At 33.7% G+C, this 10,746-nt stretch carries 7 protein-coding genes; 3 read left to right on the plus strand and 4 right to left on the minus strand.

The features are described from left to right. Window positions 1-371 precede the first annotated feature (371 nt). Window positions 372-3,221, plus strand: coding sequence for an LTA synthase family protein (locus IV84_RS08005; RefSeq protein WP_081036090.1), 2,850 nt, complete (start codon window positions 372-374; stop codon window positions 3,219-3,221). A gap of 198 nt (window positions 3,222-3,419) precedes the next feature. On the opposite strand, the gene IV84_RS08010 is transcribed toward IV84_RS08005, so the two are convergent. From IV84_RS08010 to IV84_RS08020, 3 genes are all read right to left on the minus strand, one after another. Then, on the minus strand, window positions 3,420-5,171 hold the full coding sequence (locus tag IV84_RS08010) for a hypothetical protein (RefSeq protein ID WP_056986375.1): 1,752 nt from the start codon (window positions 5,169-5,171) through the stop codon (window positions 3,420-3,422). 294 nt (window positions 5,172-5,465) lie between these two features. Continuing rightward, window positions 5,466-6,626, minus strand: a complete 1,161-nt coding sequence (locus IV84_RS08015) for a hypothetical protein (protein ID WP_052694443.1) — start codon at window positions 6,624-6,626, stop codon at window positions 5,466-5,468. A gap of 58 nt (window positions 6,627-6,684) precedes the next feature. Continuing rightward, window positions 6,685-7,158 (minus strand): MerR family transcriptional regulator, encoded by a 474-nt coding sequence (locus IV84_RS08020; RefSeq protein WP_046870622.1) that lies wholly within the window; start codon window positions 7,156-7,158, stop codon window positions 6,685-6,687. Between the two features lie 166 nt (window positions 7,159-7,324). Between IV84_RS08020 and IV84_RS08025 the strand changes: the two genes are divergently transcribed. Both IV84_RS08025 and IV84_RS08030 read left to right on the plus strand, forming a co-directional pair. After that, window positions 7,325-8,803, plus strand: a complete 1,479-nt coding sequence (locus IV84_RS08025) for an MDR family MFS transporter (RefSeq protein WP_056986376.1) — start codon at window positions 7,325-7,327, stop codon at window positions 8,801-8,803. Next, window positions 8,803-9,546 carry a DUF4811 domain-containing protein gene (locus IV84_RS08030; RefSeq protein WP_046870624.1) on the plus strand — a complete coding sequence of 248 codons (744 nt, stop codon included), beginning with the start codon at window positions 8,803-8,805 and terminating at the stop codon, window positions 9,544-9,546. Before IV84_RS08025 ends, IV84_RS08030 begins: the two co-directional genes overlap by 1 nt. 89 nt (window positions 9,547-9,635) lie before the next feature. On the opposite strand, the gene IV84_RS08035 is transcribed toward IV84_RS08030, so the two are convergent. Next, a partial coding sequence (locus IV84_RS08035) for an acyltransferase family protein (protein ID WP_236699022.1) occupies window positions 9,636-10,746 on the minus strand: 1,111 nt, incomplete at its 5' end.

Consider the following 10,746-nt stretch of genomic DNA (forward strand, 5'->3'; position numbering starts at 1 on the left):
AACCTACATTTTTAAACTGCCCTTGACACCGTCCATAAAAACGCGATTCTATTCATACACAGGGTTAATTTTAACTAGCTAACAATACACTCAACCATATTAAGAAAATTCGTCATTAGTCATTTATTGTTATTAGCACACCTGAGCACAACAGCATTAATTATATCATTATTTATAACAAATCAATTAATGGTATCGAATTTGACTTTAAATCACCAATTATTTCATCAAACCAGTTAATATTTTTTTGTTCAATTATAGTTAAGCAAAAAAATTCAGGAAAAAATTCACCTGACCACATTTGCAAATTCACACCAAATTCATGGTACTATATTAGAAGATGCCACAAATATATTGAAGGGGCCTTATTCATGATTTTTTCAAAACTAAATCGAAAATCAGAAATTTTAACAATAGCATTGGGATTCATATTTGTACTAACTATATTCTGTTCTATTATTTATAACGCCTCTAATCTAAAACTAGCATCATGGAGTCTTAGCACATTGAAAATGATAGGTGGCTTTCAAAAAACTAGTTTGGTACTTCTCGCCTTTTTTCTTGGGGAGGCGTTAAATTTTCATCAACTTAAATGGGTTACAGTACTAAAATTTTATACTGTTCTTTTATGCTTTTCCATACCACTTACGCCATTGCTTTTCAGCATCGACGTTTCAACTATAAATGTGAACACATTTATAAATTCATTCTTCCCTTTTTTAATTAAAAATTATTGGTTTTCAACGATAATTATTTTACTAATGATTTTTCTGACAATATTCAAGTTAAAACCTTTGAAAATAAAAAACCAAACTGCAAATATTCTTTTTGTCGGTATATTGGCTTTATTATTAGTTGAATCCTTATTACTTACAAATCATCCAACCGCTAATATCACACTTTTAACGGGCTATGCATTTATACTTGGTGTCTACTTGCAAAATTTCTATCAAAAGATTGCAACTCCAAAAACAATAAGGATCATAGTAACCATCTTAGAATTAGTATCCATCGCTTTGGCCATTATTTATCAATCAGAAATAACCTTGATCTTCCTTCCAGTTGTTAGTCTTCTATTCATTTCCAGCTGGTCATCGTCCCTTTTTAACTATGATAAAGGTAATGAAATTTTTTCATCGACTTCGTCAGGCATGATTTTAGGACTTGTTTTGATCTTTTCTAATCCCTTGTCCAAACAGATTTTAACACGTTACTTTTCAGAACAGAGTCCAGCTTTGCTAGCAAACATTTTAAGACACGTAAGTCTCTTTTCTTTTTTCACCATACTAATAGCCATAATATATGCCTTTGTCATTTCCAAAGGCTTATCTTTACGTTTTAGTGGCGTTAAAAACAAATTGATCACTTTACCTGTTTCTATTTTTTTAATCAGTGGTTGCTACCTTATTTTTAATTACTCTCAATTTTATGGGCAGGGGCTTAAGACATTAATTTGGCGACAGAATGGTCAATTATACCTTGGCTTGCTCAACTTTTTTCTAATAACCTTACTGTACTTAATTATCCAAATCATTTTTAATCGATTTTGGTATGCTAATACTTCGTTTGTAATGTTAATGCTAATTTGGAGTTACGCAAATTTTGCAAAAATATCAGCACGTGATGAACCAATCATCGGATCCGACCTTGGATTAATCAAATCTCTTCCAGATATCATAAAAATGGTCAACGTAAAAATAGTCTTACTTTTGCTAGTTGGTCTGATTATTTTAATAATTGGATCAGCCTTTATGCAACGACATTTTTTAAAAGGCAAAATTTATAATTTACCAACAAGAATAATTTTACTGTTTGCTTCAGGCTTTATCTTGTATGGTTTTGCACAGACCGAAAATCAATTGAATTTGATTGCCTGGAAAAACCAAAAACCTACTAACGATAATATTTTCTTTACTGCCTTAAATAACTCAGGCTTTCATGCACATCCTGAATCTTTAGAATATTCTTCAAATAAATTTGGACCTGTTGTAACATTCTTTGGAACCGTAATTATAAAAACGATGGACAAACCAAATAATTACAACAAAAAATCGATTGACAACATTACACAAAAATATCAGGCTTTAGCAACTCAGATTAATAAAACACGAGAAAATAATAGTTTGAATTCACAAACAGTCATTTATGTTTTGAGTGAAAGCTATGCAGATCCAAGAATGGTTCCCTCAGTTAAATTATCAAAAAATCCTATTCCTTATGAACAAAAAATTGAACGAACTAACACTTCTGGACTAATGTACAGCTCTGGTTATGGTGGAGGAACAGCAAATATTGAGTTTGAAGCCTTAACTGGGCTTTCAATGAATAACTTTGATCCTTCTTTAGTCACACCTTATGTATTTCTAGTTCCAAAAGTTAGTAATTTACCGGTAATCACTGACTATTTCAAAACAAAGAATGCTATTCATCCTTATACTGGCACAACATATAATCGAACAACAGTGTTTAAAAAGTTCGGTTTCCAACATTTTTACAATTTTAATGGAAATAAACTTTCATACACAAAAAAGATTGGCAAATCTCAGTACGTTTCTGATGATTCGGCATATAAACAGCTTTTAAAACAAGTTAACTCAACAAAAAAAGGCCAATTTATTCAACTTTCAACAATGCAGAACCACATGCCTTATACTCCTGGAACATATGCAAAAAATGAATATAAGGCTACTGGTAGGCTTACAAATTACAGTCTAAAAAAAGTAGAATCATATTCACAAGGCCTCAATTATACTGATCAAGCGCTTAAGAAACTCATTGGAAGAGTCTCTAAAATGAAAAAACACGTCACTATTGTTTGGTATGGTGATCATTTGCCTGGACTGTATGATGGTCCAATCGTTGCAGGAAAAAATGCCACTAAGTATGATAATCGTTTACATCAAACTAACTATTTTATTTATAGTAATTTCAAGCATCAACCACTTTCGCATACCAAAGTGGTTTCTCCCAATATGTTCACACCAATGGTTTTTCAGCAGACTAATACAAAAGTTTCACCATATATTGCATTATTAACTGAAATAAACAGATATGTGCCGGCTGCCGAAAGAAATAAATTCATGAACAGCAATGGTCAATATATTCCCAAGAATTCACTGTCAGAAAAGTCAAAGAAGTTCTTACAGGATTATAAATTGATACAGTACGATATTACGGCAGGAAAACAATATTCCTTAAAGAATAAAAATTTTATAAAATAAAAAATTAAGACTGAAGCGCAAATTGGAGCATCGAGATTGCCTTAATTTTATAAAAGTCATCAACCCTTTGTAAAATAAAATACCAACTAAAAGACATCAAATATTACATTACTTTTGGATATATGTTTAAAACTGAAAGTTAAACTAAATAATACCGTTCATAATCAAGCTGATTACGAGCGGCATTATTTTTAGTTTCTACGACCTACGCACACTATAGTACACCCACAAGCCTAAAATTAAAAAGAAACCCATGATGGAAACAAAAATTGAAAATAATTGCATGTGAGTTGGAACATACTGTATCTTGAACTCATTTTTTGAAGACGAAGCTCTTACATTCAATAATTTATTTTTATCAACCTTAAACGGTACTTCGCTACCATTGCGTTTAACAACATAATTATTTTTATTATATACGTAGAAAGGTAAAGAAACATCACTCGATTTCCTTTGAACAGGAAGCTTGTATATCATTCCATTTGGAATACTCTTTATTTTTCTCATGGTCATTAACTGGCCATCTGGTAAAATAGCTCTGTGTTGAGCCACATTAGTAAATAGCTTGCTATTCCATTCATTAGAAGCTTCTTTTGTCTCCGGTATATAATCACTACCATAATTATAATTTGCCAATCGAGAATAATTCTTATCGTCAATTTTAAAAAAATGATTTTTATAATTACTAGTAGCTGCATTTAATGTGTAATTCAAAGTTGGAAGTTGTTCCCTTTGTTGAACAAAACTGTATATAGAACTCATATTGAGCATGAGCAGAATCAATGGTAATCCTGCAGCAACCCACTTTCTCTTTTCAGGTTTAAAAATAAATAGTATGACCTGAACACCTAGAACAGAAATAAAAAAGCTTGCAAGAAAAAAACACCGCCATGGAAACTGCATAGCCTTCACAGGTGTATTTTGAAAAATAAACCAGGGAAACAAATTTGTACAAGCCCACAAACTTAATACAGTCCAACCTGTCAACTGTGAAGTTAATTTATTCATCGGTTTGACCCGTAGCAACAAAATTAATATTGCAATTGCTACAATGCCAATGTTATAAACCTCAGGGCGATAAATAGATATACTGTTTGATATTGAATCTTTTAGAACATAAAAGGGATTCAGCGCCTCATTCTGTAATATGCGTGCTACCGGTAATTTCACAGTTGCACTACGAGATGTATACAAAAAGCTGTAAATGAATCCAAAAGATAACACTAGAAATAAAATCATGGCATTTAAGAATCTTAGGATAGTTAGCTTAATATTAGGAATCTTTTTTAAATTAACAATTACCATCAAAACAAAGCAAAAAGCAATCATTAATGCACTCAGCAAATGTGAATAAAGAATTAAGCTCATTCCTAACGCTAAGATTGGCCATTTTTTGGTATTACGAAACATCACTTCATAAAATCCCAAAAAAGCCAATGGAATGAAGGCAATGGCCAATAGCTCTCCAAGGTCAAAACGTGCAAACATATCCGTAAAACGCCATGTTGCAAAAAAGTAAAAGTTAGTAAAAATAAATGCTTGAAAATTTGACCCGGAAAAACTTTTATATGATAAATGTGCAATAAAACAAGTAAGCAAATTTATCAAAATAAAACCATCATATATTGCAGATACCGGGCTTTTAATTAAAATCCTAAGAATAGCAAAAGGATACATAAAAAGATTCGGATAAAATTGATCTACTGCAATTCCGGTCCTATTATATGCATATGTAGAAATAAACGATAAAAGATTATGTCCCTTTAAAACCCCAACAAGATTTTCAACTCTATCAATGTGAAAATGCAAGTCATCTCCCTTAAAAAGGAACCCAGATCTCTTGATAAGTATTATTGAAAAAATACTGATAAAAATGTAAAAAAATACAATACCTAAAGATAGAGAAACACTTCGCATAGATTCCTTTTTAACAACTTCTTTCGTTTGCATGCTTTAAATCCTCCAATTTCAAGTACATCAAATTACACTTTTTATAGTGTATCATACTTTGATAAATAATTTTTCCTCGTCGTTAAATATGGAATACTAATGCAAAATCAAAATGGAAAAATCAACCTCAACTTTTTAACCGCACTTACATTGGCATAACCGTTAATCAGAAACCGATTTCTATTTCTAATAAAAAAAATAAGTAATCTTAAAAGATTACCTACAATTTTTTAAATAAGTAATGGGATTCACCATAAATATTGAAAGCCACTACAATACTAAATAGTTAAGTTACTAGAAGGATTTCATACTACCCTTAAGAATTTCGTAACCCCGATTAGTTAATAGATAGGAACTGCCATCACTCGTAAATTGTAACCCTTCAAATTCGCGTTTAGCCGTGAATTGTGTCGATTGAACATCAGACTTCTTTAGCTTACCCAGCTTGCTAACGGGCACTGAAATAATACTATCGTCGGCAATCATGTACAATCGATTTCGTTTCTTGTTATAAGCAAGTGATTGCGTATGTGTACCAGGACCATACTTCAGGCCTTGCATGACTAAACTAAATTTAACAGATTTAGAGTAAATCTTTCCTTTGTACAGCTTTAAACCATACCCAGCCTGTTTAGAGTCTAAGTAGGCATTGCCATATTTGTCAAAAGCCAAATTTAAACCAGAAGCCACGTAACTATATTTACTCTTCAAGCGAAAATTGATTTTTTTATCCACTTTTAATGTACTAATTTTAACTTGTTGGACATTGGCATATGTTGATACGTGATTGCCAGAACTTGTATTTGTACCCAAGAACCACAAATGTGAAGGATCTTTGGGGTTAAATGCCAAAGATTGGCCATGGCCAAAGCCTTTAAACTTTGGACCGACTTTGATCGCTGCCAAAACTTTTTTATAGGTCGCATTTTTATTTTGAACTGGATATTTTTTTGCATTTGCATTGTAGTATGTTGCGCGCCGAATCATATCCATCGTACCAGACTTCATAGCTCCTAACGCCCGCAACGCCTTCAGATTATAACGAGTAATCCAGCCATATGATCCGCTAGTATTGAAGACATAAGCCGTATCTGCACTTGTCATTACCATACTTTGTGGATTTGACCAACTTAACCCTTTCCATTTAGTCACAGGTAAAAAGTAATTAGATTTAAAATCAACAACTTTATTGCTTTTTTTTGAATTATGCTTAATGGAGTCAGGTGTCATCTGAAAATGTGAATTATTATTGTATCCTGAAGCCGTTGAATACGAAAAGTTCTGTTTCAAGAAATAGTTAGAATTATTTAAATACTTGAACTTACTACAATTATATGAAGACAATGCGTTACTCTTTTGTGTATACGTGGCCGCCATTACTGCTGAAGTACTACCAAGTAAAGTCAACGCAGTAGCCATTGAAATAAATAACTTTTTAACAAATTTTCCATTCAAAACAATCAATCCCCTTATATTAATTAATCGTTTTTATTATAGCACTGAATAAAAGGAATTATTGTTCGACTGGTACATTGTTATCCTTTAAAACCAACTTAGTATCTTCATTTCCTTTAAGGATGGCAAATAAATGTTTGTTTGGCACATCACATACTTCTCCCAAATCAATTTCAAATCCGTTATCAACCGTAACAAGCCCAGTCAATCGATCTGAAATAAATTTTCGAATTGCTTGCGAAACTTGATCATGCTGATTCGTCTTTTCAACCGCAGCACTCAGTGTAAATCCTGTTTTGACATAAGATTCGATCATACTTACTTGCGCTAATGTATAATATGAATATTTTCGATGCTTACGTTCCTCAATACCATCATCAGGCGAAATATATCCTTTTTTCTCCCAATAACGTAACTTACGTTGAGAAACACCAGTAGCACGCGCAATGTCGCCAATTCCAAGCAAAAAATTATCTTTTTGCATAATTTTTTTCATGCGGCCTATAAAATCTTTATCAATTTCCATTCTCATCTTCATAACTCCCTATATGTTAGCTTTGAATTCCTTTTCATTTCTGTAATCTTACCTGACATTCATTATATATTTATTTACACTGTTGTCAAATAAGTTGACAAAAATAAGTTTATGACCTATATTATTCAACGTACATTTTTTAGATGAAAGGAAGAATTAACAAATGGGAACAGCAATAGATGAAAATGGAAAACCATATAACCGAACTTGGTTGATTGTGCTCCTTTTAGTTGGATCATTCTGTACGGTATTAAATCAAACAATTTTAACTACCGCATTTCCAACTTTAATGAAGGCTTTTGATATTAATACTTCAACGGTTCAATGGTTAACTACTGGTTTTATGATGGTTAACGGAATTATGATTCCAATTAGTGCGTGGCTAACTTCACGTGTAGATTCAAAGAAATTATACTTAGGCGCAATGACTACCTTCTTAATAGGTACCATTACATGTTATATTGCCCCTAACTTTGGGACTTTGTTAACAGGTCGATTGATTCAAGCTTTAGGTGTTGGAATTACAATGCCATTACTTCAGACATTGATGCTCACTATCTTCCCAGCAAACAAACGTGGTACTGCCATGGGATTAGCTGGCTTAGTAATTGGTGTTGCACCAGCAATCGGACCAACCCTATCCGGATGGGTTATTGATAACTATAGATGGCGGACGTTATTTGGAATGATTATTCCAGTTGTCATTGTCGTTATCATCGCTGGTTTTTGGTTGATGAAGAGTGTTCTTCCAACTAAGAAGAGTAAGCTTGATTGGTTATCTGCTGGTCTTTCTACCCTTGGATTCGGTAGTTTACTCTATGGATTCTCAAGTGTTGGAGACAAAGGTTGGGAAAGTCCTACTGTCATTACCACTTTAATTGTCGGTGTAATTGTTATTATCCTCTTCGGATGGCGTCAATTAACAATGGAACATCCATTCTTGAACCTCCGTGTTTTAAAAGTTCCAGAATTTTCAATTTCTGTCCTTTTAAGTTCTGTTTCTATGATGGCCATGGTTGGTGTTGAAATGGTGTTACCACTTTATCTCCAAATTGTTCGTGGCGACAGTGCTTTTGACTCTGGCCTTACCCTATTACCCGGAGCTTTAATGATGGGTGTTATGAGCCCAATTACGGGACGTGTGTTTGATAAAATTGGTGCCAAGCGCTTGGCAATTACCGGGATGTTCCTCTTAACAATCGGAACACTTCCGTTTGCCTTTATTACTAAGACCACGCCCGTACTTAATTTAATTGTTTTGTATACAATCCGGATGTTCGGAGTTGCAATGACAATGATGCCTGTTACAACCGCTGGTATGAACGCTCTGCCACTCAATATGATGAGTACTGGGACTGCCGTTAATAACACAATTCGTCAGGTTGCTTCTTCCGTTGGAACTGCAATTTTAATTAGTATTTTAACAAACGTAACTAAATCTGATATGCCTGGAAAAGGATTGCTTAAATCCGAACCACTTGCTTACAAGAACAGTGCCATTTCTGCAACCCTAAGTGGTTACCATGCTACCTTCTGGGCCGCCATTGCCTTTTGTGTATTAGGTCTAGTTGTAGCATTCTTTGTTAGTGGTCGGAGCCCGCGCTCGATCAAACCAGAAGCTGCTGATGGAGGTGACAAATAATGATAATTTATAGTATTGTTATTGCAGCCATCCTATTGTTCATTAGTATGGCTTATATTCCAAGTGCCACATGGAGAAACATCTTAAGTCCCATCTTTGCCGTAATTATCATCCTTTGTGCAGTCTTCATGGTTCGAAATGATCGTGAACATTACGGGATGCACAAGGTTGATACTACACAGACAAGCGATCTCGTTTCCGTTTCCCCTTCTAAAGAAATGAAAATGTTGCTTTATCAACCAGTTGGAACAGCTGGTAAAGAAAAAGTTTATATTTACAAAAAGAACGTGAGCCAAAAGAAACCAACTACGACTAACCCAGATCCTAGCAATACTACCAACACAGTTAAGACCGTTTCTGGTACCCCAACAGTTAAAACAACTACGACGCGTTGGGAATACAAGAACGATGCCTATCGATTCTGGTTTGGAATTGCTGGTAATGGTCACAAGCTCATTCGTCATCACAATACCTTTAACATTAACAAGGATTGGTTGACCTTAAGTAGTGCCCAAGCTAAAAAGCTTCAAAAACTCGCCAAGGAGAATCAAGCAAAAATGAAAAACGAAGGCAAGCAATATGTTGGAGCTCAGGTAAAACAAACAGTCACAGCAGCTATGAAGAAGAATCCAAAGATGTCTGCGGCTGATCAAAAATCCCTACAACAGGCAACTGTTAAAAAAGCAACGGCTGCCTATCAAAAACAAGCAACAGCTAAGATGATTGCTGAAGCTAAGAAGTGAAATTACCTTTAAAACATTTAAAAGCCACCTGGTGGTTTCGAACAACGTACTTGTTGTTTCGAGATACCAAGTGGCTTTTTCTAGTAAAATTATTTGATATTCGTTGAATTGCTAATAGAATGCAATTTGATGATCTGAAAAAGCTTAGCCCGTAATGAATCAACTATAAAAGCAACTATAATAACTAACGCAATACAGACAAGCCCATATAGTGGTACCCAAAACTGATCTTGAAATTTATAAGTCTGAAAGATATGATCCCACACGAAATGTCTTATGAAGGGGTTATCTGTCAACAGATAAGCTGAAAATACTGTTTTGGCTATTTTATTTATAATCGGGCTATAAAATTTTTTTGAACGTAAAACAATAAGAAAAATAGCAGCGGCACCAACAAAGCCTAATAGTTTATCGGTGAAATGAACACTGTTTGAACCATAGCCCATATGATAGAGAATGACCATTGATAACATCTCAAGTATCCAAATAATTATAATAGTCGCATGTAATCTCCAAGTTTTAATCGGCTTTAGTTTATCTTGATATTTACGCAAAAAAGTACCGATAAAATATACCACTATGAACGAAGCCAAATAATCCGACATCGTACCGTTTCGAAATAAGGATAAAGTATCAAATAACAGTAATGTAAATAGCAAAGCTAAATGCCCTCGAAAATCCAGTTGTACCGATACAATGTTTAAAAACGGAATTAATAATACAAGCATTATGTAGGCAGTAACAAACCAATACTCTTGACTGATAAATGGGAATAACGCTTTAATAACATTTTCAAAGCTTGGTTGCATTATATTTAACGCCCAAGTAACGACAAAAATCAGAATGGAGTAAAACCAAACTTCTTGCATAGTTACAAAACTATGTTTTAATTGCTTTTTTTCGTGTTCAATTGGATCAATATTTTTTTTTACCGAAAAGTAACTTGTGATCAGCACAAACGCATAGGCTCCAAATTTTCCTAATGGCTGATAGATCATAGTTAATGCATAGCTAAAAAGTCCATGATGCGATGTATCCCATTCGCTCCAAAGTGAAAAATGGGAAAGCAAAATAAATACAATAGACACAATACGGAGAAGTTCAATATTCGAATTTCGTTTCATATATAGTAAAAACTCCTTGTTATTATTTTGATAACATAAAAAAACAGGGTCTACACTTTCTGGTATTGGTGAATAA

Origin of the sequence: Pediococcus damnosus, from assembly GCF_001437255.1 — a bacterium.
GTDB classification, from domain to species: Bacteria; Bacillota; Bacilli; order Lactobacillales; family Lactobacillaceae; genus Pediococcus; species Pediococcus damnosus.

What these genes read in the sequence shown, in the direction of transcription:
- IV84_RS08005 (WP_081036090.1), top strand. Translation starts at nt 372, where the DNA reads ATGATTTTTTCAAAACTAAATCGAAAATCAGAAATTTTAACAATAGCA.
- IV84_RS08010 (WP_056986375.1), bottom strand. Translation starts at nt 5,171, where the DNA reads ATGCAAACGAAAGAAGTTGTTAAAAAGGAATCTATGCGAAGTGTTTCT.
- IV84_RS08020 (WP_046870622.1), bottom strand. Translation starts at nt 7,158, where the DNA reads ATGAGAATGGAAATTGATAAAGATTTTATAGGCCGCATGAAAAAAATT.
- IV84_RS08025 (WP_056986376.1), top strand. Translation starts at nt 7,325, where the DNA reads ATGGGAACAGCAATAGATGAAAATGGAAAACCATATAACCGAACTTGG.
- IV84_RS08030 (WP_046870624.1), top strand. Translation starts at nt 8,803, where the DNA reads ATGATAATTTATAGTATTGTTATTGCAGCCATCCTATTGTTCATTAGT.